The following is a 25909-nucleotide window of genomic DNA, read 5'->3' as shown; positions in this document are numbered from 1 at the left end:
TTTTAGTGATTAGATTTAAAATTTTGTATCCATATTTATTCCAGAATCGCCTTGTTCTTTCATCCAGTTTTGTAAGCGACTCGTATATTGTGTGATTAACGTTTTATAAGCAGGTATTTCCGCCAAATTATTTAATTCATTAGGGTCCTTTTGTAGATCGTAGAATTCAATTGCCGATTTGTGTGCTATACGATTGGTCAATTTTGCTGCTGCTGCATCGTGTTTCGCGCTGGCTATCCAAGTTGGCCACACCAGTGATGGATCTTTATCATTCATCATCCATTTGATAGCGTAAGTGGCATCTGGAAGGAGATTTAGAATTAATTTATACTGGTTGTCCCGTATACTGCGCATAGGATAGGCTGGGCCTTCCGGAATGTTGTTGTGAATGCCGAAAGCGACATCCCGGTGTGGTATTTCGGGATGAGTCAACACCTGTTTAAAACTTCGTCCATCCAAACCAGTAATCGCCTTACCTACCGCAATATCGACAAGAGTAGGTGTTATATCTTCGTACTGTATGATTGCATCCGTTTCTATTTTAGCCTTCACTTTTTCTGGCCACCGGACAATCATGCCGCTTTTCTGTCCATAGTCATACAGTCCCCATTTACCGCCTGGAAACTGCGGGCCTTGTTCGCCTAGAAAAATAACGATGGTATTTTTGTCCTGATCAGTCTTTTCCAACATCGCAAGAATATCGCCCACCTGATTGTCTAGACGTCTAACCTCCGCTAAGTATTTGCGAAACTCCCTACGGCTTTGTTCTGTGTCTACCCAATGGGCTGGTAATGTTAATTCTGCGGGGCTAAATTCGCTCGGATCTCCCACAGTCCATGGCGCATGAGGGTTGTTGCTCATGATAAACAAACAATACGGTGAATCGTGTGTAATATAATTTTGGACGCTATCTAAAAAATAGACATCCGTTGGGGAGACGCAATTAGGTTCAAAACCGTCGACGCGGTCGAAAGGAAAGATCGCTTTCGGTTTCGTCATGTGGTCTTTACCCGTTAGTCCTACGCGGTATCCTAAATCACCGAGGTAATGTACGACACTTTTGAGTCCATCATATACCGGTTTATGGTTCTGATAGGCACCATGGCGTGCAGGATATAAACCTGTCAATAAGGAAGCGCGCGTTGGAATGCACATCGCTTCCGAAGCAATCATGGAATTGAACTTCAGCCCTTCTGATGCGAGCCGGTCGATATGTTTCGTCTCTAGATTTTTCCCACCGTAACAGCTAAGTTGCTGTATATCCAAATCATCCGCCATAATGATGAGGAAGTTGGGTTTGTTCGGCTGGTACGATGTGGTACTCCTGACTTGAGCAGAAGCTACTTGTAGATTTATTACACATAGAAAGACGAATAATAGGCGTTGAAGCCTATTATTCGCTCTGAAAAAAATAGTCATGACTTAACATATTATTCACCAGTGTTGTCCTCATCGGCCACAGCTTCTTCCCAGGTTTCCCACTTTGGTGCGGCGGGATCATAACCATCATAACCATAGTTCTGCGCTAACTGTCCCTTATTGTTAGCAGAGATAGCAGCATACGGTATCGGCCAGTACATGTTCTTTTTGTCCATAGTAAAGTTCGGCTCGCTATTGCCGGTAGCATCGATTTGTATAGGTCCCTTATTATAAAGGCTGTAGTGAACGATACGTTGGTACCAGTAGCTTCCACCTTCGGTTCCCCGGCCACTTTGTTTATCAAAGTTATCCAAGCTATACGTGTTTCCCCATTCGTCCGGTTTGCCGCTACGCGCCAGACATAACGATACGCGCTTTAATTCCACGTTACGCCATTCCTCCCAATAGAGCTCTCGGGCGCGTTCGTTCATAATATCGCCTATGGTAACAGCTCCTTCGTATAATTGAGTGGCTTTGGCTCGTTGCCGAATGATATTGAGGTCGTCCTTAATCGTAGGATCCCCGGGATTGATATAATACTTGGCTTCTGCCCGGAGTAGGTAAGCTTCTGCCAAACGATACAGATACCAGTCTGCATTTCCTCCGTTTGTAGCTCCTCTAAGACCGTCTGAACCGGTGATATTTGCCTCATTTACCGGATCATCTAGAAAGAGTTTATAATGGGGCACATCAAACCAACGACGGACGGTGTCGCTACACTCTACATTTCCCTCGATATTTCTTTTTTCATCGTGGAGTACGAGTGGTTCACCGAATAGAGAAGAAGCTTTATTATTAACGCGATAATCTTCCATCCGAATCCAGTTTCCCACTTCTGAATTATGACGTAAATCGGTTTCGTCCATTACGCCGTTGACCTGCCATAAATTTGTCATATGAAAACGGGTAGGACGGAAAGTCGCAATGCCGCGTCCGAATGCGCGCATATAGTCATATTGAGGGTTGTAATCCGCATGGTTACGTCTGAGGTTCAGCAAAGCCTGTTTACCATCTTTTGTTTGGATTCTACTGTCAAAAACAAACGGATATAAGATGCGCATCGTGAGCATCTTGGTAAAGGCTTCGGTGTCTGATCCGCGGTTAGGCATACCCATAATCACCTCGCTGTTTGCGGCGATAAGTTTATTTTCCGCACGATGCATATCCCAGATAACGTTACGTGTAATTTTCCAGGTTTCTGGTTCAGGCCCTTCATTGAAGGAACCGAAGCCATCTCCTGAGATGAGGGCATAGCCCGATTGATCAATTAAAATATCGGTTTGTTCCTTTGCTTTCTCGTATTCCCCCAAGGCGAGATAACACTTGGTTAGTAACATCCGGCAAGCTCCCTTATTAACCATACCGATTAGATTCATATCTTTCTGATCTGGAACCCATTCTACAGCGAATTCTAAGTCTTTTTGCAACATTTGGAGAATAGCTTCTCTTTTTGTACTTTGATAAGTCTGTTTAGGCGCTTCGATAATGGTGGTCACTAATGGCACGTCACCGAATTGAAATACCAATGCCATATAGCGAAAAGCACGATGAAAGTAAGCTCTACCTATATAGGCATTTCTGGCGTCCTCCTCCAAACCCTCTACCAAGTCAGCGTATTTAATAACCGTATTGGCATACATAATGCCTTTGTAGGTTTCCTCCCATAAGTACCAAATACTATTTGTTCTTTCAAGGTTTTGATAAGAAGTTTCACTGGTTGGTGTGAGCATATTCGCGACATCGGCGAGCATATTCCGCTTATCTGTTGCGCTAGCCACCATGAGTTCGGAAAATATGTATTCTGTACCCAATGTCAACATCTCGTTGTGATCCGTTGCCCAATATGATTTAAGATGGCGATCACATATTGCTAACGCTGAAAATAATCCTTCTTCTGTGCTGAAAGCGGCATCGGGATCATAAAAAGACAGTGGTTTCGGCGTTAAAAAATCTTTGGAACAACTGCTAACGATAAGGGTCCCGCCCATAAGGAGGGTAAAAGATATATATTGTAATTTTTTAGCTAAGTGTTTCATTTTTATCCTTTTTTTTATTAAAAAACTAAGTTTAGTCCCAAGGTATATACCCGGGTTGCCAATCCGCCATCTCCTCCATTATTTCTATCAAAAGAAGGATTAGCCTCAGGATCACCGTATTCCCAATCTTTGGCCCAAGTAGCTACATTACGGATAGTGCCGTAAAGTTTAACACGGTTTAAGTTCCAGCTAGATGTCCATCTTTGGGGTAAGGTATAGCCGACCGAAATATTTTCTAGACGGATAAAAGAGCGGTCATGTAGTTTTTGTGCACCGGCGGCACCGGTGGGGCCGGCAGCCTCAATACGGCCATATTCATTCGTCGGATTTTCGGGAGTCCAATATTCTTTTGCCGGCACATTTTGCAAGGCATAAGCCATACGTCCACCCAGATCATCATTGTTGAGGTACTGACCATTTAAGCTTTTATGACCCATATAGGAATAAATATTGAAAGAGAAACTGAGATCACGCCATAATACAAATTCATTGCGTAACGACCAATGATAAGGAGCAAGAGTTTCACCTAAAAATTCTTTGTCGTTGTCGTTGTAAACGTAAGTAACGGATCCGTCGTCGTTTACCACATCGTCAGCCGTATAATTGTTGGCTACCTTCGGGTCACCGGGTTTCTGACCATATTTTGCGGCTTCTTCGACTTCATGGGTTTGCCAGATTCCTGTCACGCGGTAATCCCAAATGGCACCTATTGGCTGTCCAATAAACCAACCGTTGGATATGTCGTCCATTTCTTTTTGGTCGACCACGTTACCATTTGCATCCAGTACATCTTCATATTCGTAATACAGATGCTTAATCCGGTTTTTGTTGTAAGAGAAACCAAATGTTGTAGACCATCGGAAATTATCTTTGCTAACGTTCACGGAATTGATCGCTAATTCGATCCCGCTATTATTTACTTGCCCCAGATTGCTCGTAATGTTGGTGAAGCCGGTGAAACTCGGCAATCGCTGCCGCATAATCATATCATGTGTTTTCATATTATAGTATTCCAAACTACCGGAGATGCGGTCGTTAAGGAAGCCAAAATCAAGTCCGAAATTCCAAGACGCCGTTTTTTCCCATTGTAGGTAAGGATTAGCCAGTCGCTCTGCCATTAAATAACGGTATAGGGACAAATCGCCGGACGGATTAATATATCCCTGCATTCTGCCAGCTCCGGAATAAAGGTTGGCCAGGGCTACGTAAGGATTATCCAATGATCGGTTACCATTTTCACCGTATGATACACGGAGTTTACCGCTACTCATGATGTCGTGCCATTGGAAGAAGTTTTCGTTTGTGAATGACCATGCTGCAGCGATCGATGGGAAATTAGCGTAAGGATTCGACGTTCCGAAAGCGGAATATCCATCGCGACGTATTGATGCAGTCAACAAATAACGGTCGTCATAGGAATAAAATAAACGGCCCAATAAACCTGTAGCTGTTTGGTGTGCGTCGCTGCTGGAGTATGCACTGTTCTCTTTAGCACCATTCTCGGTATTATGGAAGCCTAATGCATCGGAAGGAAGAATGTTTCTTGCTTCTATACGGTCATTCCACGATTTCAGTTCTTCGGCTTCCTGTACAAGGGTAACGATAAAATGGTGTTTCTCATTGAATGTCTGATCCCAGGTAATCGTATTGTTTAAGGACCAGTCGAGTCGTTTTCGCTGCTCACGATTCACGCCGCGTGAAGCGGGATCGGAACCGGGTAGTTCGGCTGACATAAAATAACGGTCATAGAAAAATTGATACCGCGGTGAGGCATTAAACGAATAGGTAATGTTGAAAGGAAGTTTCACTTTCGCTTGCAGTATCGTATTGAATATCGTGTAACCTTTTTCTAGATCCAGATATTGCCGTTGAAACTCGTAATTGTATCCGCGTTGGCTGTATTCTCCGCTTAAGGGGAATTGTACCGGATTACCCATTTCGTCACGATAATCGGCGTAAGGACTGTTCCGAAGCTGATAATCTAAATCAACATCCATATTGCCGTCGGATCGATCTTGAAAGTTTACATTGGCGCCAATTTCAAACCAATCCGTAACCATGGTATTTAGTTTTATGTTCGCACGAACAGCTTGGTAATCGTCACTGACGTCGGCTCCCTGATTTTTTAGATAGCCCATGGATAGGTAGTAATTGGTTCGTTCGCTGGCTCCGCTTACGCTGATGTTATAATCCTGGTCGAATCCGTTACGGTAAGTGGCATCTTCCCAATCGACCGTTTTGCCCGCGAGTAGATTTTGCAGTGCGTTTCCCTGAAAACCCAACCTTTTACCCCAAATACTCAAATCGGATTCATCCGAACCGTTGGTCGTGTAATTCCGCCATGTATCGAGCGATATGTTTCCCGGGAGTTGATCCGGCCGCATAAAATAACCGGGTCTGTTATTGTATACGCCAGTTTGATAAGCCTCATAAGCACCCGTTTCCGAATTTACTCCGTAGGTGTTCTTCGTATACCAGTCCTGCCGATGTTGCAAATAGGCTTCCGGACTGAATCGTTTGCGGTAATCAGCAGGCGTCGTCATGCCGATGTTCGTGGTCATGTTGATGACAGGTTTTCCTTGCTTACCCTTTTTGGTATTCACGATAATGACTCCGCTTGCGGCTTTGGCACCATAGACCGCTGCCGCAGAAGCATCTTTCAGTACATCAATCTGATCAATATCATCGGGGTTGATTTCCGAAAGTTCACCGTAAAAAATCATACCATCGAGAACGATTAACGGGCTGTTATGGCCTCCGTCATTATAAACAGAACGTCTTCCACGAATATTAATTTCGCCACCGCCTTTTGCCGAAGGACTGTAGCCGACCCTTATACCTGGTGTTCCACGTAGGATATCCTGAACAGTCTTAGGGTTCTCATTTGCCAACCGATCTGCCTGGATTTGCGTAATGGACCCTGTCAGATCTTTTTTTCGCATCGTACCATACCCCACAACGACCACTTCTTCCAGCGCATCGGTACCGCTCGATAAAGAAACGTTAATCACATTTTGTGATCCGATTTGCAGCTCTTGTGTTTCGTAGCCTATCAGTGTTACAACCAACGTTTGTGCAGTGCTGGGCACAGATAAGGTATATTGACCTTGCTCATCAGAGGCTACGCTAAGAGAAGTTCCTTTAACCATGATGGTTGCACCTGCTAAAGGTGTGCCCTCCAAATCGGTTACTCTGCCACGGATCTCTTTGTTTTGCACGTTCAGGTCTTCGATTGGTATGATGGAACGTGCCGCCGATGCAGCGTTCGGATTACCGACCGCGATCAAACAAAACAAACAGCTAGCTGATATCCATTTCGTTTTCGCCAACGAAAAATGGCGATTGGTTTTATAGGGATTTAACATAAGACTTATATTAGTTACATCGTTAAAACATGTTTATATTGGTTCCTTAATAGAAACTTAACAGACAAAGTTTGGTAATATTCATCGATAGAAATTGCTTGATTGTATCAATAAATTGTTGTTTTGTCTCAATCATAGTTTTTTTATTATTTGCCGATTGGCGCAGTATTGGTGATACAGAATGGTGTGTTTTTGATTTAAAATGGCTACTTTTAATGGGTAGCGTTCCGCATTTTTGTTTTTGGCTTTTATATATTTTTATATAAACCGAAGTGCTTTATAGAGGCGCAATTATAAACGTATTATTTAAGCTTAACCTTGATCGTCATTAAATCAGTAGTATACATACGAATGAATAGAAAAAGTAAAAAACTTATCGTGCCTTTTTTGTCGGTTATTTCATCTTGTCTATATCTTTCTTGCGCAACCAGCACAGGAGGCCAGGGACAAGGTTATCGCCAAAAGGAGCCGGACGTTAAAAATCAATTTACCAATCCTGTTTTTGAACCCATTCTGGCTGATCCCACTGTGCTGAGGGATCCTATTTCGGGCAGCTTTTATGCTTACGGCACCCAAGACGACTGGGGAGATGGCACAGGGAGTAGGTTGGTCCCTGTATTGAAGTCGCAAGATCTGACCAAGTGGGAAGTGGTGGGTGAAGCGTTTGAATCCAAACCTAGTTGGAAGAAAAGCGGAGGGATTTGGGCACCAGAAGCTGTCTATATGGACGGCAAGTATTTCCTATACTATGCATACTCAACCTGGGGCGATGCGAATCCAGGTGTTGGTGTGGCGACCGCAGACAAGCCGGAGGGGCCATTTAAAGATCACGGGAAAATTTTTGATAGTAAATCAATTGATGTGCCGAATTCCATCGACCCCTTTTTATGGGAGGAGAATGGTGAGAAATTCTTGTTCTGGGGGAGTTTTGACAATGGCCCTAAGCAAGGTACCTTTGGTATTCCTTTGGAGGGAAATGGCTTGGCCATTACGGATGCTAATTCAAAGTTTAAAATTGCAGCCGGAGATTTGGAAGCAGTTATAATTCATAAACGTGATGGGTATTACTATTTTATCGGTTCGCGTGGCTCGTGTTGCGAAGGAGTGCGTAGCACATACCATATGGTTGTTGGAAGATCCAAAAACCTGCAAGGACCTTATATAGATAAAGAGGGACGTGATCTAAAAGAGCGCGGAAACGGTACATTAATCTTAAAAGCAAATGATAAATTTGTAGGAGTCGGGCATGGTTCGCGCATTGTGACGGATGATGCCAATCAAGATTGGATATTATACCATGGAATTGACGTAGAAAAAGGAAAAGTTTCCGGTGGCGCAAGCAGACGGATGTTATTTTTAGACAAAGTTGATTGGGTAGCTGGTTGGCCTATTATTAACGATGATATGCCGAGTACGAGTGCGCAGAATAAACCATATTTTAAGCAATAGAAAAATCCAAAAACATGAATAAATATTTTTTTACCGGAGTAGCGTTGCTATTCACCATGATATCGTGCAATAGCGGTAGCACACAAAATCAAGATAAGAAAGAAACCGAGGGGAAAACAGAGGTTTATGAATCTAATAACCCATTGGATGTCGCATTTGGCGATCCATTTATTGTCTATGATAATGAATCGGATATGTATTACATGTATGGAACCGGTGGTGTGAAAAACGGTTTCATGGCCTATTCTTCTAAAGATTTAAAGACTTGGGAGAAACGCGGTCAGGTCTATTCGTCGGATCAAGAGAAAGCATGGGGAACAAAAGATTTTTGGGCGCCGGAGGTGTATAAACGCAACGGAAAATACTACATGTTCTATAGCGCGCATTGGAAGAATAACCCGAACAACGAATTAGAGAATTATAAAATTGGCGTGGCGGTTTCGGACAGCCCGACCGGACCATTTGAAGATATGACGGGAGAGCCTTTATTTGATCCCGGTTATCCGATTATCGATGCTAATGTTTACTTCGCTGATGACGGTAAGTTATACCTCTATTACTCCAGATGTTGTTACAAGCATGCTGTGGAATCTGAAATTGCGGACTGGGCTCGTGAGAAAAAAATGTTTGACGAAATTGAAGAGAGCTGGATTTATGGTGTAGAATTATCGGCAGATTTCGCTTCGGTTATAGGGGAACCGGTCTTGTTACTGAGACCACCTGTTTCGATGGATGATCAGCAAGCCGAATGGGAAAGCCGATCGGTAACTTCTGGTGAAGTAAACCGTAGATGGACCGAAGGATCCTATCTGATGAAGCATAACGATACCTATTATATGATGTATTCCGCTAATTTCTTCGGCGGGCAACACTATGCGGTGGGTTATGCTACGGCGTCAAACCCATTGGGGCCATTTCAAAAATCAGCGGCTAACCCCATCTTGCAAAAGAATACGGAAAATGGAGGGATTGTGTCGGGTACAGGGCACAACAGTGTATTGGAAGACCGGGACGGAAAAATGTGGTGTGTATATCATGGCAGAACTAATAAAACAGGTAATGATCGGTTGGTATTTCTAGATGAGTTGCAGCTAACAGAAAATGGAGAATTAAAGGTTAACGGACCCACGGTTAAAGCAGACTAAACCCCTTTAAAATTACAACGTTTTCGTAAATTAACTATTACGCGTGCAGAAACTACGTCCGATATTCTTTACATTTGACTTAATTGTAAGCCCGAAAGAATAAGATTGAATTTCTTGAAATCGGAAAAAAATAAAGTACGCAATGAACAGAAAAGATTTTATAAAGATTTCATCAATTTTTGCTGCATCTGCTTTTATGCCATTTTCTGAGGCTCTTGCGAGCCAAGCATCCCTTAGAGTAGGTTTGATTGGAGCGCATGGAATGGGATGGGCAAATTTAAATGCGATATTGAAGAATGCGAATGTGCGATGTACTGCGCTGTGTGATGTAGATGAGAATGTGTTAGAAAAACGTTCCGCTGAACTAGCTGAGCGAGGTATAAAAGTCAAAACATTTGTTTCCCACCAAGATATGTTGGCGGAAGATATAGTCGATGTGGTCATTATCGCCACGCCGGATCACTGGCATTGTCTACAGCTCATAGACGCCGTCAAATCGGGAAAGCATGTTTACCTGGAAAAGCCAATCGGTAACTCTGTACAGGAATGTGATTTGATGGTGAAGGCTGTGGAGAATGGCTCCAGTATAGTGCAGGTCGGTCAGTGGCAGCGTAGCCAGCAACATTTTCGAGATGCTATCGATTTTGTCCATTCCGGACGATTAGGGAAGATTAGGACTGTGAAAGCTTGGTCGTATGTGGATTGGAAAAAAACTATTGACAAAAAGCCGGATGCGCCGGTTCCTGCAGGCGTACATTATGATTTATGGTTAGGACCGGCACCTCGGAGACCTTTCAATCCAAATAGATTTCACTTCGAATTCCGTTGGTTTTGGGATTATGCTGGTGGGCTTATGACAGATTGGGGAGTACACATGCTGGATTATGCGTTGCTAGGTATGAAGGTATCCGATCCCGTATCGGTGATAGCGTCGGGTGGTAAATATGCAGACCCAAATGGTGCTTCGGAAACCCCGGACACTATGAATGTGGTTTATGCATTTGATGATTTTAGTATACAATGGGAACATGCCATAGGGATTGGCCTCGGTCCATATGGTAGAAATCATGGTGTCGCATTTATCGGGGATAATGGTACGTTGATATTGAACAGAGATGGATGGGAAGTCATCCCCGAAAAAGAAAAAATGGAGTCTGTTGCACTGCAAAAGCCGAAAGACCATGGTCTGGATGCACACATGAAGAATTTTGTGCAGGCCATAACAAAAAAAGATCACAATCTTCTTAATGCACCTATTCAGGTTGGAGCACATATTGCTGCTTTTTCGCAGATGGGCAATATCGCTTATCGGACAGGTGAAAAATTATATTGGGATCGTACAAAACGTAAATTTACAGATAGAAAGGCTAATAATTATTTGTTGGCTAAATACGAAAACGGATATAGATTGCCGAAAATTTAGGGCGTTTAAAATAGTATGAAGATGAACACAATATCAAAATTTTTAATTGCTGCGGTTGCAGGAATGATAGCTTATCAGCCTATACAGGTGGAAGCACAACAGAGTAAAGGAAAATGGAAAGAACTGTTTGATGGCAAAACACTACAAGGGTGGAAGCCTGTGGGCGGAAAAGCTCCGTATACCGTGGAAGACGGTGCGATAGTAGGGACGATGACGAAAGGCACGCCGAATTCTTTTTTGATTACAGAGAAAGAATACGGTGATTTTATCTTGGAAGTTGATGTAAAACTGGAGGGAGATAGAACGAATTCCGGTATCCAGACACGTAGCCATTACGATGCAAATGCAAATAATGGTAAAGGTAGGGTATATGGCAGACAGGTAGAGATTGATCCCTCCGAACGTGCATGGACTGGCGGTATTTACGACGAAGCGCGTCGTGGATGGCTCTATCCCTTGGATCTTAATGAGGCGGCAAAATCGGCTTACAAAGCGAATGAGTTTAACCGTATACGCATCGAGGCTATTGGTGATGAAACACGCACATGGGTGAACGATATTCCCGTATCCCATGTTATTGATACGATAGACAGAACGGGTTTTATAGGTCTGCAGGTGCACAGTATTCCCGCTGATCTGGACGGTAAGAAAGTATATTTTAAAAATATCCGCATCCAAACAAAGAAACTGAAACCAAAACCCTTTTCAAAAGATGTATTTGTTGTGAACCTGAAACCTAATGACCTAAGCAGCGCAGAAAAGAAATCAGGCATTAAGCTGTTGTTTGATGGTAATAAAGCGGATCAGTGGCGTAGTGTACGTGGCGATGAATTTCCAGCAAAAGGATGGAAAGTAGGCAATGGAGAGATTACCGTGTTGAAATCTGATGGAGGTGAATCTACCAATGGTGGCGATATTATTACCAAAGATCAATATGCTATTTTTGACTTATCTTTTGAGTTCAAACTGACGCCGGGGGCAAACAGTGGGGTAAAATATTTTGTGACACTGAAGGAAAAAACCAAAGGGTCTGCGATCGGGCTTGAGTTTCAGGTGCTCGATGACGAAAAACATCCAGATGCAAAAATGGGTCGTGATGGAAACCGGACGTTAGCCTCCTTGTATGATCTGATCACATCAAATAAGGACCCACGTGCGCGCCGGCCAATAGGCGAATGGAACCGTGGTCGAGTAGTTGTCTCGGAAGACAATACCGTAACACACTATTTGAACGGTGTAAAGATGGTTGAATACAAGCGTGGATCGCAAGATTATCTTGATCTCGTCGCGAAAAGTAAATATAAGGACTGGGATAATTTTGGACAAGCACCACAGGGGCACATCTTATTGCAAGATCATGGAGACAACGTGTCTTTTCGGAATATCAAGATTAAGAAAATAAAGTAATTACCACTAAACTAAGAAATATGAACCATTATTTATCACGTCGTAGTTTTATCGGCCGAGCTGTTATGGCGGGGGGCGGTGTGCTATTGGCGAATAGCGTGTTAGGGAAAATACCTTTTGCTTCTGCCAACGAGCGGGTGAACCTAGCTTGCGTTGGCATAGGAAACCGGGCTGGTGAAATCATTCGTGATCTGTACAAAACGGGTCTTTGTAATATCGTAGCGCTATGTGATGTGGACATGGACGCTAAGCATACACAGGCTATCTTAAAAATGTTTCCAAACGTTCCTCGATTTCAGGATTTTAGGGAGATGTTTGATAAAATGGGAAATCAAATTGACGCGGTTTCTATAGGTACGCCAGATTTTGCCCATTTCGCGATTACGATGACGGCTTTGGAGCTGGGCAAGCACGTCTATGTCGAAAAGCCGATGGCGCAGACATTCTGGGAAGTAGAACTGATGATGCAAAAAGCACGGAAGCATAGTAAGGTGGTCACCCAAATGGGTAACCAAGGGCATTCCGAAGCAAACTACTTCCAGTTCAAAGCGTGGAAAGATGCTGGAATCATCAAGGATGTCACCCGGATTGATGCACATATGAATAATGCACGCCGTTGGCACGGTTGGGATCCGAATATGAAAAATTTCCCGCCGGCAGAAAAAATCCCATCTACCTTAGATTGGGAATTATGGCAAATGCAAACGTTGGGACATGACTACAACAAAGATTTTGTCAACGGTCAATGGCGCTGTTGGTATGATTTCGGTATGGGGGCATTGGGCGACTGGGGTGCACATATCTTGGATACCGCACACGAGTTTCTGGAACTAGGTCTGCCAACACAGGTGGAGGCTACGTATTTGGAAGGACATAACGCTTTCTTTTTCCCGATGTCGTCCACCATTAAATTCCATTTTCCGAAACGGAAAAAAATGCCGGCTGTAGACATCACCTGGTATGATGGATTGGACAACCTACCTGAAATTCCAGAAGGCTATGGCGTTTCGGGGTTAGATCCTAATATTCCGCCACCGAGTACAGGTGAAATGGAGCCGGCAAAGCTTAACCCTGGAAAGATTATCTACGGAAAAGACCTGACTTTTAAGGGGGCTTCCCACGGGAGTACCCTGCAAATTATTCCGGAGTCGAAAGCTAAGGATTTAGCGAATAAGCTTCCGGAGGTTCCGCAGTCTCCTTCTAACCATTTTGCGAATTTCTTAAAAGCTTGTAAAGGTGAAGAGAAAACCAGGTCTCCTTTTGAGATAGCAGGACCGTTAAGTCAGGTCTTTTGTCTAGGAGTCATTACACAACGCTTAAATGGCAAAGTAGACTTTGACCCCGTTAAAAAAGAAATTACCAATGACAAATTTGCGAATGCGTTATTGGTAGGGCCACCACCAGCAAAAGGTTGGGAGCAATATTATAAAGTTTAAAGCATATAGCGTACAAAGAATCTGGATTAATGGATACAGATTTTTGTACGTTATTTTTTTGCCTCTTCATAACCCATAAATGAAGCTTACCATATTATTAATCAATAGTCATAAATAACATATTGTTAACTCCACTATCTTTCTGTAATATTACTGATCACGATTATCATGATCTATTGTCGAAAATGAAAAGAATATTTTTATTATTTGTTGTGATGGGCATCATCTGTTTTAACAAATTATATGCAAATGACCATCAGACGAATTTGGTTAGTAACCGAGATACCACAACCAAGCCCAATTTTATTTTTTTTATTACCGATGATATCGGATGGGAGGATTTAGGTTGTTACGGGAGTCCAAATGTAAAAACACCAAATATTGATCGTTTGGCGGCGAAAGGACTTAAGTTCGAAAACGCATATCTGACAACTAGTAGCTGTAGTCCAAGTCGTTCGAGTATTATTACGGGGCGTTATCCACACAATACGGGAGCTCCGGAGCTACATGATCCGCTTCCTAAGGGGCAAGTCATGTTTCCACAGCTATTGAAAGAAGCAGGATATTATACGGTGTTGTCCGGTAAGAACCATATGGGGCCGCAAACGAAGCACGCCTTCGATATGATTTCGCCAGGAAAGGGACCAGGAGGAGAAGAGGATTGGAACGAGATTATAGAAAATAGACCTAAAGACAAACCGTTTTTCTTTTGGTTTGCTTCACATGATGCACATCGCGACTGGCAGACGAATGATAAAGGGGTTATGTATAACCCCGATGATATCATTGTACCGCCGATGTTATACAATGGTCCGCAGACGCGCAAAGACCTAGCAGCGTATTATCATGAAGTGTCGCGTGCTGATTATTATATGGGGGAGATTGTTAAGGAACTGAAGAAGCAGGGTATCTTGGAGAATACCTATATCATTTTTATGAGTGACAATGGCAGTCCTTTTCCGAGAAACAAAGGAAGGCTGTATGACAGCGGAATCAAGACGCCTTTTATTGTCTATGGCCCCGATGTGGATAAGGGTAGTACAACTGCTTTAATAAGCTCGGTGGATATTGCACCGACCATTTTGCATTTGACGGGTAATGAGATCGATGATCACATGCAAGGAGCAAGTTTTCATTCCATTTTACAAGACAAGGAATGGTCTGGCCACCGTGATTTTGTTTTTGCGGAACATAACTGGCATGTTTTTCAAGCACATGAACGTATGGTACGATATAAAGATTGGGTATATATCCGAAATGCTTTTCCTGAACGTCAAAATTTGCTGGGTGAATCCACACGTCAGTTTCCTGCAGGACTGGAATTATGGGACGCTCATGAGAAGAAGTTGACTTCACCAGAGCAAGAGGATGTTTTTCTGGTTCCGCGTGAGCGCGAAGAATTGTACAATCTGGGTACCGATCCTTACCAGTTTAAAAATCTGGCTTCCGATAAAAAACACCAGGAATCACTCGATTCTTTGCGAAAGGTAATGGAGCAGTGGATCGCGGAAACAGGTGACTCTGTTCCACAACACCCAACGCCGGATAGGGATGACGTGAACGGAAAGCGTTTACCGGGCGTATGGAAAAAGGGTGAAAAGGCTGGGGCAAGTAAACAGGCTGAAAAAGTCAAGTTGAAGGGGCCTCTGAGGATACAGGATCTGCGGTGAAAATTATATCTGCTGCTAAAAAGATATCATAATTTTCGTATCTTCATGGCGCATAAATAGAAATCGCTATATTATAAATCAAAAGTCGTAAATAACATCTTGCTATCGTAGAGATGGGCTATGAAACACCTAAAAAGTCATACGGATGAAGCATTGGTTGTCTTATTGAATAATGACGACGAAAGAGCTTTTTTGGAGATTTATGATCGGTATAAAGATGAACTGGCTACTCATCTTGTCCGGCTGCTACATTCCTCCGAATTGGCCGAAGAGGTGTTGCAAGATATATTTATGATGCTATGGGAGAAGCGACATGATATGGATGCTTCGAAGTCCGTTCCGGCATACCTGTATCGGAGCGCAATAAATAAATCCAAGAATATATTTCGTAAAATAGCGAATGACAATCGTCTGCGTGAAGAATTTCTGACCTACTTTAGAACAGCGAATAATAATATCGTGGAGGAGTGGATGGAAAATAAGGAAATTCAACAATTACTGCAAACATTGTTAGATCGCTTACCACCTCAACAAAAGAAAGTATATATGCTTTGCAAGCTTGATGGGTTAAGCTATAAAGAGGTGAGTGAAAAGTTAAAAATATCGATAGCGACTGTTAATAGTCATATTAGAAATGCCAATATTTTCTTAAAAGGGGAGCTTAAAAATCAATCGGAACTTTCTGGCTTTTTATATATCATCCTTATTCTTCTTGTTTTTTAATTTTTTTTAATCTGATTTACAGTGTTTTATAAAAAATAGACTGTTTCGCTTGCTTGCTTTTTGCGTTTCAGGTGTAATGTATAAAGTTAACCGAAATGTTATAATGGGTAAGAGCCAATACGATATCGAAGTATTATGTAGAAAATATTTAGATCGTGCTATTTCTGAAGAAGAACTAGCGGAAATGCTAGACTATTTTAAAGATCATGGTATACCGGAAGCGTTTGATCAGATGTTAGGCCAGGAGTTTTCGAAGACCATGAACAACGCCCCTTCCGAAGATATACAGGCGCTAACCAATAACGTGAGATTTAACTTAATCCATCAAATTAGATCGAGAAAGCAACCGGTTCGTTACCATTCGTTACCCTATGCCGCAGCTGTTCTTCTGATAAGTATGTTGGGATTCTTTTGGTTTATGTCTACGCAAGAAGCAACCCCTGATCAACATAGGACATCCGAAGTAGCGATTACACCGGTAGGCCATAAAGCAACGATAACCCTTGCCGACGGTCGGGTATTAACCTTGGACGAAAGTCGCGACGGCATTATCGTTGAGGGGCAGCAAATCACCTATAATGATGGTGCCTCCACGGTTTTAGCATTGGAATCATCATCCCCTCAACAGTTGACCCTCAGTACACCGCGCGGCGGAATGTATAAAGTCACCCTTTCTGATGGGACCGTCGTTTGGCTAAATGCCGAATCTACGTTAAAATATCCTTCTCATTTTCTGGAAGGGGAGCGGGTTGTTGAGTTAGAAGGAGAGGCCTATTTTGACGTAAAACGTGTGTCGGATGAAACCTCGACTCAACATTTCCAACCGTTCAAAGTCGTTAGTGCGCATCAAACGATAACGGTTTTGGGTACAGCCTTTAATGTTTCCGCATATAAAGACGAAAAAGAGGCTAGAACAACCTTGGTGGAAGGAAAGGTTCGTTTAGAATCTGTTCAACATCGAAAAAACATGGTTCTCCTTCCGGGTGAACAAGGAAAAATCGGACAAGATGGTGTGGAGAAGAATAAAGTGGATATCAATGATTATATAGACTGGAAGAACGGCGAATTTATATTCCGAAATGAGACTGCGAAAGAGGTGCTGCACAGAATAGCGCGTTGGTACGATATTGATATCGAATATAGTGGCTATTTGCCTTCTGATGAGATTTTCTCCGGAAGTATTTCGCGATATAGCAACCTACAGACGGTGTTGGATATTATGCAGGAGGCGGGCGATTTAGCGTTCGAAATTAAAAATAGGACCGTTATTGTTGGAAATAAACTTAAAAAGAAAAACTAATCATCTATAAAGATCAAAAAAATTATGTTATGATATAACGACGACGAAATGAACAAAAAAACCGAAAGTGCGACCAACACTTTCGGCAATATCTGCAAGGCAGAGAATGTTCAGCACAACCTGTAATCTATAGTTATTCCATTGAACCAAACATTATTACAAATGTACGAAAAAATTACGTCCACCCTTAACGGGGTGTTAAAAAGGCAGGTGCTTATGCGCATTCAACTTACGCTAACTATTATTATCTTCTTCGCCATGCAAGTGGGGGCAAATAGTGTCGCACAGCACTATGTTACACTGCAGCAGAAAGATATTTCTATTAAAGAGGTCTTTCGGGAAATCAAGAAACAAACAGATCTTACGGTTTTTTATTCGGCAAAGCGGTTGAATGATGCCCGTAAAGTTAATATTAATCTTAAAAACGCAGCGTTAGAGACGGTGCTGCGTGAATGCCTTCAGGGCTTACCGTTGACGTATGTCATCATGGATAAAACCATCGTCCTAAAAGAAAAGGAGGTCAAACAGCCTGAAAACAAGTCGTTCGCGAGTGTTCAGACCGTAGTCATAGCGCAACAACATGCCGTAACAGGTACGGTTCGTGATATCAGCGGAACGCCGCTAGCTGGGGTTTCGGTGTCTGTGGCGGGAACGGCCTCTACCGTAGCTACATCCGAAAATGGTTCTTATCATATCCTAGCGAAACCGGACGCAACGCTTGTGTTTTATTCCGTAGGGCTTCAACGTGAAGAAGAAAGCATTCGTGGTCGATCGGTGATTGATATAACCTTGGAGCAAGAAATCAGTGATTTGGATGAAGTGGTCGTGGTGGGGTACGGCACGGTGAAGAAATCTGATTTGACCGGGGCTGTCAATGTAATCAGTGAACAAACGATCCGTAATACGCCTGCCGCAAATATTGGAATGGCCTTGCAAGGGGCAGGGGCAGGTGTGAATATACAACGTAGCGGCGGATCGACACACCCGGGACATACGCCTGAAATCCGGATTCGCGGAACCCGCTCCATAGCTGCCGGCAATGATCCACTTTTGGTTGTGGATGGCATTCCTTATGATTTAGGGATGATGAACAATATTGCACCAGACGATATCACTTCGGTTACTGTGCTTAAAGATGCTTCGTCAACAGCAATCTACGGTTCGCGTGGCGCCAATGGTGTTATATTGATGACGACCAAGCGTGGAGCAGAAGCGGCAAAGGCTACAGTTACTTATAGCGGATATCTTGGAATCAACAAGCCCTTAGGGTTTTACGATCTTATGAATGCGGATGAGTATATGGAACTACGGAAATGGGCCATGTACAATCGATACAAAAATTCGGATGGCTACACAGGCATCGACGACCCGAGGGTATTAGAACGGGTATTCGAAGGGGGGCTTGACGGAGAAACGGAAGGCTATGAAAATGGCGTGTATACCGACTGGCAGAAGGAATTGTATGACAAGGATCCGGCAATCACCAATCATCAGATAGGCATAGCGGGCGGATCTAAAAATACCCAGTATGCTGCATCATTGGGATATTATAAAGCGACAGGTATATACGACTTACAGTCGATGGAACGCACAACCCAGAAATTATCTGTGGACCATACCATAAACAAATACTTGAAATTAGGGATCAACACATTGAATACCTACTATATCAGTAGAGGGGAGAGCCTCAATCCAATGGGCGACGCTTTAAGGTTGAGTCCACTGCTCACGCCATTGATGGACGATGGATCAATACGGGAGAAAGTACATACGAATGACCTGATGAGCAACCCGCTGATGGATCTGCGCGAGGGAGCTATCCAAGACGATCGCAAACGATTATCGACCTTTACAACGGGTTATCTGGAAGCAGACCTCACGCACGGCTTTAAGTACAGGCTCAATGCGGGTGTGCAGTTATCGCAGACCACTTTGCAACGCTATTATCAGCAGGGAACAAGCAAGCGTCGCCAGTCATCGAATTATGGCTATAACGAATCAGCTTCTCTTATAGACTATACCATTGAAAACCTTTTGACGTATGATAAAAAAGTAGAGAAGCATAATTTTAATGTTACGGCGTTGTTTAGTGCCGGAGAAAGGGAGGCACAGGATTTCGACCTGAACTATGAAAATGTACCGACCAATCAAGTAGGTTACTACAATCCGGGTACGGCTGAAAACCATAAAGGAGGTGGTAACTACAGCAAGTGGAGCATGCTTTCTTACATGGGACGTCTTAATTATGATTATGACCAACGTTATTACCTAACGACGACACTTCGTGCCGATGGCTCTTCACGTCTGGCGAAAGGGAATAAGTGGCATTATTTCCCTTCTGCTGCATTTGCATGGAATATAGGAAACGAACAGTTTATGAATAGAACCTCTTCTATATTGTCTCAGTTGAAACTGCGTCTTAGTTATGGGGAAGTAGGTAACACGAACGTGGCTCCCTATGACACACAGGGTAATATGAGCAGCAATAGGTATATCTTTGGGTCGCAGGGGGTACTTGGATATTATCCGACTGCCGCCTCCAATAGCGAACTAAAGTGGGAACGTACGGCCAGTTATAATGTGGGTGTAGATTTTGGTTTTTTGGATAATCGGATTACCGGTTCTATGGAAGCATACAAACAATACTCCAACAATTTGATGATGAGTTTCACGCCTCCTGCAACGAGTGGTGTCAGTACGGCAATCCCGTACAATGTAGGTAAAACAGAAAATGTAGGATTTGAGACGAATGTCCGTATGCATGTTTTCAATGGCGACGGCAAGAATAAATTCCAGTGGACGACCGATTTAAATATCTACTTTAATCGGAATAAAGTCGTTCAACTTACCGAAGGAGCAGATCAACTGATTTCTGACAACCTCTTTGTCGGTCATCCGCTGGGATCCTTCTATGAATATGTAGGATTGGGTATCTGGCAGGATACGCCCGAAGACAGGGCGCTTGCCGAAAGCTTGGGACTTCAAACCTCGGGTGATGAGTCCGTAATAGGAACCATTAAAGTAGCCGATATCAGCGGGGCCGATGGTGAACCCGATGGCATCATCAACGACTATGACCGCAAAGTATTGGGAAGTCATCAGGCTAACTTTGAAGGCGGATGGACAAATACACTAGCCTATAAGAACTTCGACTTAACGGTGGTTATGAATTTCCGACAGGGAGGTTTGCTGAGGTCTGAACTCTATGGGGGTGGACAGAATTCCCTGATGGGAGGTTATTTTAACAACCTGGATGTTGACTATTGGACACCGGAAAGAACAGATGCGCGCTGGCCAGCGCCGAATAACAGGGTACAGAGCATACCTTATAAGGGAACGCTTACGTTGTTCGATGCATCTTACCTCAAGATACGGACACTGACCTTGGGTTATACGTTGCCCGATAAACTTCTTAGTTCCATCGGGTTAAGTAGAGCCCGTGTATACGCAACAGCGACAAATCCGTTTACCTTCTTCTCCGAATATGTAAACAAATATAATGGGCTTGATCCCGAGACCAACCGTGTGATGAATACGGTAATTCCTCCATCATGGCAAATGTTATTCGGTATCAATGTAACCTTCTAATTAAGATATGACAATGAAAAATATAATATGTTTATTAGCATGCCTTCCGTTACTTTTCGTCACGGGATGCGCTGATTTTCTGGAAGAGGAAAATCACTCGAAAATGACACCTGAGTCGTTTAATACACCACAGGGGTTTGAACTTGGGTTAAACGGTGTATATGGTGGAATGAGAGCTTTTTACGGGCCAATTAGCGCTATTCATATGTTAACGGTAACAGGAACGGATGAATTCTATAGCCGTGCTTCGGGTGACATTTATAATTTTGGAAATTATACAGCAAACTTCAAACCTAGTTCGGACTATATTTATTCCTATTGGCGGTCTTCCTATACGTTGATTAATACGTGTAATGGTCTTGTACACTTTGGCGAAGACATGACGGGCATTACCGAAACTAAAAAAACAACCATGCTGGCAGAAGCCAGGTTCTTTCGGGCGTTGCTCTATTTCCGCTTAGTGCAATTCTTTGGCGATGTAACTTTGAACCGCACCTATAATGATGGTATTGTAAAAGAGGCTAAACGGGACCCAATGGCTGATGTATACGACTTTGTTATCGAAGACCTGTTATATTGTACAACTCCTGGGAATTTGCCTGCCGGACCGAAAGATACCGATCCGGGTCGTGTTACGCAAGCTTTGGCCCGCCACCTGCTGGCAAAAGTTTATCTTACACGAGGATGGAGTAGTGCTTCCCAATCTACCGATTTCCAGCATGCATACGAAATAGCGACCGAACTGATTCAGGATAGTGGCCAGACAGGGGTTGCACTTATGTCAAGATATGCAGATATCCATAAACCTGGCAATGAAAATAACCAAGAGATACTTTATAATGTACAGATGACAGACGATCCGATTTACGGTGTGCCGCAAGCAGATGCCAACATCAATCATCTTTGCCATGTATTTGTCGGGGGGTATTTCAACTTTAATGGTAGCGGTAATGTTCAACAAATAGAAGATGGACGTGTGTACGCGCGATATCACGGAACGAGCTGGCTATATAATGAAGCTTTCGGCGATATAAACAAAGATTCGCGCTATTACGGTACATTCCAAAGCGAGTGGACTGCCCCGGTTGATTTTCAGAATAAAACACATGAATTTTACGTGGGCAATAACAAATATGCTGCCGTTAGAAGTGGAACAAAAGGAGACCTTGCAGGATTTCTTCCCGGTAAAAATATGACCAAAGAAGAGATAGAGGCGACGAATTACTATATACTTACGCCCGAAAACTATACCGATCCGTCGTTCCCAACCATGACGAAGTTTGTAGATCCAAATCGCGCAAGTCTTTCATTCGACTCCCAACGTTCAATCATCGTATATCGTTTGGCCGAAACATACCTTATAGCTGCGGAGGCTGCTTTTAAACTCGGTAATAATTCTACCAGCAACGGCGCAGCTTATTACATTAATGAACTTCGTAAAAGGGCTGCTTCGAAGGAAGAATATATAGATGACTTGATGATTACGGCTGCCGATATAACCATTGATTATATCCTTGATGAAAGAACACGGGAGCTTTGTGGAGAACAGTTACGCTGGCTCGACCTTGTTCGCACACAAAAATTGGTGGAGCGGGTACGGAAGTACGGGTTCTTCACCACAAAATGGACAAATCATACGCTACCGAAGGATAATATACAGGATTTCCATGTATTACGACCAATTCCGCAGAAGCAAATCGAATCGGTTATTGCAGGCGATCCCTATCCACAACAATCTGGAGGGTGGGATAGGATGTAATCTATTGTATTGATTCTACAGGCGTACAACATCTGGCGTACGCCTGCTTGAATGTTGAAGACTCATCATGGAAATAGTCATACGTAGAATAATATAGAAAATGGAAGTTGTTGTTAATTGATACAATAATGCAAAAAAATAAGATGAATTAACGGATTATTCCCGGCATCTTTCTTTAATATTGCTAATTATCATTGTAATACCTATTGCTAAAAATGAAAAGAACATTATTACTTTTGGCGACCTTGGTGCTTTGCTCGTCGTCGTTTTGCCAGCCAAATTTCCTAAAACGCTTGCAGAAAGGCCAACCACAACATCTTGTCGTGTACGGAACAAGTTTATCCAGTGGAGGCGCCGGAAATGCATGGATGCGGATCGTTTCAGCGGCTATACAAGAGCAATTCGGAGATGGCTTAATTCAATACTCCCTTGCCGGGAAGGGCGGAATGTGGTCCGTCTGGGGTGTGAAAAACTTCGAAGATAGTGTCATTGCCAAAAAGCCGGATGCTGTGTTTATAGAGTTCGGCATGAATGATGCTTTTCAAGAATACGGCACATCAGTTGCGCTTGCTAGATTGAATCTGGAATATATGATTGATCGCCTGCGGCTTTATAATGATTCCTGCGATATCTTTTTACAGGTTATGAATATGCCTATAGGAAAATCTGCTGCTTTTAGACCCCATCTCGATGAATATTATGCCATGTACAGAAAAGTGGCACAGGAAAAAAAGGTCATGCTCATCGATCATTATCCCAATTGGAAACATCTTCTAGATCAAGGAGAAGATACTTTTAGGCAGTATGTGCCGGACGGATTACACCCCAATAGAAAAGGCGGAGAAGAGGTTATTGCACCAAAAATTATTGAAATTTTAAATCTGAATAAAAAAGAAAGTTAGAACACATGCGTAAAACACTATTGGCTATGGTTATCATGGGACTGCTTGTCGCCTGTAACCAATCGCATTCAAATGAATATCAAGCAGACCTGATTGTCTATGGCGGTACATCGGCGGGCATTATTTCCGCCGTACAGGCGAAGAAATCCGGAAAAACCGTCATTGTTGTATCACCGGACAGACACTTGGGCGGACTGTCTTCGGGTGGTCTGGGGTTTACCGATACCGGTGATAAATCGGTGATCGGTGGGTTAGCACGGGATTTTTACCATAGAGTATATCTGCACTATCAAGATAGTACGGCGTGGCGCTGGCAGCAGCAATCCGAATACGGTAATACCGGCCAGGGTACGCCTGCTATAGATGGCGATGCGCGCACCATGTGGATATTCGAACCGCACGTAGCCGAGCAGGTATTCGAGGATTACGTAAAGGAATACGGACTGGAGGTCTGGCGTGATGAGTGGTTGGACAGAGAGAACGGCGTCGTGAAGGAGGACGGCCGTATCGTCTCTATGACGACGCTCAGTGGAAAAACATTTAAAGGAAAGATGTTTATCGACGCTACTTACGAGGGGGATTTAATGGCTGCTGCAGATGTGAGTTACCACGTAGGGCGCGAGGCAAATAGTGTATATGGGGAGAAATGGAATGGCATACAAACTGGCGTATTACACCACGACCACTGGTTTAAGAGCGACATTAGTCCGTATGTAATACCGGGTGATAGCACGAGCGGACTCCTATATGGGGTGTCAGCGGAGGATCCAGGTGTGTATGGAGAGGGCGACGACCGTTTACAGGCGTATTGCTTCCGGATGTGTCTCAGTAACCATCCGGATAATCGTGTGCCTTTTCCGAAACCCGATCATTATAACCCGGAAAACTACGAGCTGTTGGCTCGGGTTTTCGCGTCGGGCTGGCGGGAAACTTTTCGTAAGTTTGATCCGGTACCTAACCGAAAAACAGATACGAATAACCATGGGCCCTTCAGTACCGATTTTATCGGGATGAATTACGATTATCCGGAAGCGAGTTATGAACGCCGTCGAGAGATCGTAAAAGAACATGAAGCATACCAAAAAGGACTACTGTATTTTATGGCTAACGATGAAAAAGTGCCATCTGATGTGCGGAATGAAATGAAACAATGGGGTTTGGCCAAAGATGAATTTGTGGATAATGGTCATTGGCCACATCAGCTTTATATTAGAGAAGCCCGTCGGATGGTTGGACAGCATGTTATGACAGAGCACGACACGTTCAGCGAAGGCGAGATTTTAGATCCTGTTGGCATGGGATCCTATGCGTTGGATTCACATAACGTACAGCGGTATGTCAAAGCCGATGGTTATGTCCAGAATGAGGGGGATATCGGTGTAAAACCCAAAAAGGGTCCTTATAAAATAGCCTATGGCTCCCTCGTGCCTAAAAAACAAGAGTGTACGAATCTTCTTGTTCCGGTATGTGTTTCTAGCTCCCATATTGCTTTTGGAAGTATTCGTATGGAACCGGTGTTTATGATATTGGGGCAAAGTGCAGCTTTAGCGGCATCTGTCGCTATTGACGAGGGAATTGGCGTGCAAGAGGTTTCTTATGATGCGCTTCAAAAATTACTATTGGATAGTAAACAGGTTTTAGCAAAACCATAATGACTATATTTACCTATAGAAAGAAATCCGAAATTAGAATTTTGTAAAAAAGATACTATGAAAGTAGAGGTTATCAATAGAAGAACCGCCCTTCGACGCTTATTGTATATAGCGGGTGGAACACTTTTGCTTCCTGCTTGTTATCGACAATCGGGTAAAGAGACAATAGCATTGACACATTTGGTAATCGATGAAGAACAGGAAAACCTGATGGCTGAGCTTGTGGAGACAATTATTCCCGCATCCGACACACCTGGAGGAAAAGAATTGCTACTGCACCTTTTTGTGTTTAAGATGGTCGATGATTGTCATAAACCAGAAGATCAAGCGGATTTCGCGGCAGGATTGGCTTCTTTTGCTGCTTGTTCACGCGAGAAAATGGGGCAAGATTTTAGGCAACTAACAACTGATCAGCGTATTGTTTTTCTGGAGTCTATAGAGGAGATGGCTAATGAACAAGTCAAGCGGTTTTATGCCATAACCAAGCGTCGAACAATACAAGGCTATACGAATTCGAAATATGTGATGACAGACCTGAAAAAATATGAGCTTGTCCCTGGACGATATAATGGCTATTTTAAAATGGGCTAATCGCCAATAGCTGTGAATAAAAAGAAAATTTAGAGAGAGAATAC

Annotated in this window: 16 protein-coding genes; 13 read left to right on the top strand and 3 right to left on the bottom strand. The window is 43.2% G+C overall.

Translation table 11 applies throughout. From position 1 onward, the window contains the following. Nucleotides 1-15: 15 nt before the first annotated feature. The 3 genes from EWE74_RS12950 to EWE74_RS12940 are packed head-to-tail and all read right to left on the bottom strand — an operon-like array spanning nucleotide 16 to nucleotide 6820. Nucleotides 16-1419, bottom strand: a complete 1404-nt coding sequence (locus EWE74_RS12950; RefSeq protein WP_130141942.1) for a sulfatase family protein — start codon at nucleotides 1417-1419, stop codon at nucleotides 16-18. Nucleotides 1420-1430: 11 nt separating this feature from the next. Then, the gene (locus EWE74_RS12945) at nucleotides 1431-3455 is read right to left on the bottom strand and encodes a RagB/SusD family nutrient uptake outer membrane protein (protein WP_130141941.1); all 2025 of its coding nucleotides are present in this window, start codon (nucleotides 3453-3455) and stop codon (nucleotides 1431-1433) included. Nucleotides 3456-3472: 17 nt separating this feature from the next. Continuing rightward, complete coding sequence (locus EWE74_RS12940) at nucleotides 3473-6820, bottom strand: SusC/RagA family TonB-linked outer membrane protein (protein WP_130141940.1); 3348 nt, start codon at nucleotides 6818-6820, stop codon at nucleotides 3473-3475. A 351-nt stretch (nucleotides 6821-7171) separates the two neighbouring features. Here EWE74_RS12940 and EWE74_RS12935 point away from each other — a divergent pair, with 351 nt between their 5' ends. From EWE74_RS12935 to EWE74_RS12875, 13 genes are all read left to right on the top strand, one after another. After that, on the top strand, nucleotides 7172-8269 hold the full coding sequence (locus EWE74_RS12935) for a family 43 glycosylhydrolase (protein WP_239018658.1): 1098 nt from the start codon (nucleotides 7172-7174) through the stop codon (nucleotides 8267-8269). 14 nt (nucleotides 8270-8283) lie between these two features. Further along, on the top strand, nucleotides 8284-9414 hold the full coding sequence (locus EWE74_RS12930) for a glycoside hydrolase family 43 protein (RefSeq protein ID WP_130141939.1): 1131 nt from the start codon (nucleotides 8284-8286) through the stop codon (nucleotides 9412-9414). Between the two features lie 142 nt (nucleotides 9415-9556). Then, a complete protein-coding gene (locus tag EWE74_RS12925) occupies nucleotides 9557-10837 on the top strand; it encodes a Gfo/Idh/MocA family protein (RefSeq protein ID WP_130141938.1) in 1281 nt (426 codons plus the stop codon). 21 nt (nucleotides 10838-10858) lie between these two features. Beyond that, complete coding sequence (locus tag EWE74_RS12920) at nucleotides 10859-12244, top strand: 3-keto-disaccharide hydrolase (protein ID WP_130141937.1); 1386 nt, start codon at nucleotides 10859-10861, stop codon at nucleotides 12242-12244. A 20-nt stretch (nucleotides 12245-12264) separates the two neighbouring features. Then, nucleotides 12265-13680: a Gfo/Idh/MocA family oxidoreductase gene (locus EWE74_RS12915; RefSeq protein ID WP_130141936.1), complete on the top strand. Its 1416-nt coding sequence runs from the start codon at nucleotides 12265-12267 to the stop codon at nucleotides 13678-13680. A gap of 185 nt (nucleotides 13681-13865) precedes the next feature. Then, entirely contained in the window at nucleotides 13866-15350 is a 1485-nt protein-coding gene (locus EWE74_RS12910) for a sulfatase family protein (RefSeq protein WP_239018657.1), read from the top strand. A 120-nt stretch (nucleotides 15351-15470) separates the two neighbouring features. Beyond that, complete coding sequence (locus EWE74_RS12905; RefSeq protein ID WP_130141935.1) at nucleotides 15471-16073, top strand: RNA polymerase sigma factor; 603 nt, start codon at nucleotides 15471-15473, stop codon at nucleotides 16071-16073. Nucleotides 16074-16176: 103 nt separating this feature from the next. Next, the gene (locus tag EWE74_RS12900; protein ID WP_165384712.1) at nucleotides 16177-17373 is read left to right on the top strand and encodes a FecR family protein; all 1197 of its coding nucleotides are present in this window, start codon (nucleotides 16177-16179) and stop codon (nucleotides 17371-17373) included. Nucleotides 17374-17535: 162 nt separating this feature from the next. After that, nucleotides 17536-20961: a TonB-dependent receptor gene (locus EWE74_RS12895; RefSeq protein WP_130141933.1), complete on the top strand. Its 3426-nt coding sequence runs from the start codon at nucleotides 17536-17538 to the stop codon at nucleotides 20959-20961. 13 nt (nucleotides 20962-20974) lie between these two features. Further along, nucleotides 20975-22720 carry a RagB/SusD family nutrient uptake outer membrane protein gene (locus EWE74_RS12890; RefSeq protein ID WP_165384711.1) on the top strand — a complete coding sequence of 582 codons (1746 nt, stop codon included), beginning with the start codon at nucleotides 20975-20977 and terminating at the stop codon, nucleotides 22718-22720. A 215-nt stretch (nucleotides 22721-22935) separates the two neighbouring features. After that, nucleotides 22936-23622 carry an SGNH/GDSL hydrolase family protein gene (locus tag EWE74_RS12885; protein WP_130141931.1) on the top strand — a complete coding sequence of 229 codons (687 nt, stop codon included), beginning with the start codon at nucleotides 22936-22938 and terminating at the stop codon, nucleotides 23620-23622. A 5-nt stretch (nucleotides 23623-23627) separates the two neighbouring features. Next, nucleotides 23628-25274: an FAD-dependent oxidoreductase gene (locus EWE74_RS12880; RefSeq protein WP_130141930.1), complete on the top strand. Its 1647-nt coding sequence runs from the start codon at nucleotides 23628-23630 to the stop codon at nucleotides 25272-25274. A gap of 57 nt (nucleotides 25275-25331) precedes the next feature. Continuing rightward, nucleotides 25332-25865, top strand: coding sequence for a gluconate 2-dehydrogenase subunit 3 family protein (locus EWE74_RS12875; protein ID WP_239018656.1), 534 nt, complete (start codon nucleotides 25332-25334; stop codon nucleotides 25863-25865). The last annotated feature ends 44 nt before the right edge of the window (nucleotides 25866-25909 follow it).

This window comes from Sphingobacterium corticibacterium, from assembly GCF_004208525.1.
In the GTDB taxonomy this organism is placed as follows: Bacteria; Bacteroidota; Bacteroidia; order Sphingobacteriales; family Sphingobacteriaceae; genus Sphingobacterium; species Sphingobacterium corticibacterium.
Note: the sequence above shows the minus strand (reverse complement) of the source record. Positions and strands in the feature narration are given on the sequence as shown.